The organism is Photorhabdus sp. RM96S, assembly GCF_042879335.1.
In the GTDB taxonomy this organism is placed as follows: Bacteria; Pseudomonadota; Gammaproteobacteria; order Enterobacterales; family Enterobacteriaceae; genus Photorhabdus; species Photorhabdus kayaii.
The window spans coordinates 1-849 of record NZ_JBHFKT010000138.1 but is presented as its reverse complement, the minus strand read 5'-3'; the positions used below and the strand labels follow the sequence as shown (position 1 = coordinate 849).

1 pseudogene is annotated in these 849 nt (G+C 46.8%); it reads right to left on the bottom strand.

Annotated elements, in window-relative coordinates:
• Nucleotides 1-849 (bottom strand): annotated as a pseudogene (locus ACGF49_RS24630) (hemagglutinin); the annotation flags it as partial.

The following is an 849-nucleotide window of genomic DNA, read 5'->3' as shown; positions in this document are numbered from 1 at the left end:
GAGATCCAGTTTGTGATCCGCGAACATCCGCAAATTGTTGCTGGCCGAAATACGAGAACCGTCCCCCCACATCTGGATGTCGCCTTCACGCGTAAGCAGTTCAACATTTTCGCCCTTCAGCTCGACTTGAAAGGCATCAATATCTTTACCCGCAATCAAGGTCAGATTTCTCTTTGCCTCCAGTGTACTCTGGCCGGCATACATTCGACGCTCGGCGATGACGGACAGATCATTGCCCGCGTTGAGGTGCCCTATGTTAATAATTTCACCGGCATGCAGCAGAATATTTTTAGCCGATATGAACGCAGTCCCGTTGAATTTATTAATAAAATCAACCACCACATTCAGATCGGCGGAGAGTTTACCGTCCATCCCACGGTTAAAATCGTGACCGGTTAAGATGAGATTTTTCTTCGCATGAAACTGACTTTCATCATTATCCAGCTTCGTTGCATGGATATAAGCGTTCATTCCCGCCGCGACGCTGGCATCCCAGGCATTATTTAACGCTTTTGCGCGAATAATGATATCGCCGTTATTGGTTTTCAGCGTCGCTGAAGTGTTGTTAATTTCAGTGCTTAAATTACCGCTCGCATCTTTTTGCAACCAGAGATGATTATTTGCCTGAATCAGCCCCTTATTCTGATTGTATAAATGGTCGATAAATAACCGCATGTCACCGTCTGCGATAATCTTACCGGTGTTGTTCAACGTGTTCGCGGCAAGCGTGATATCTTCCCCTGCCTGCACATGACTCTGTTCCGCCGTTTTAATGCTTTTACTGCTAACGGTGATATCCGTTTTGGCCTGTATATTGCCCAGAGTCACCTTGCCATCCGCCGTCAGACT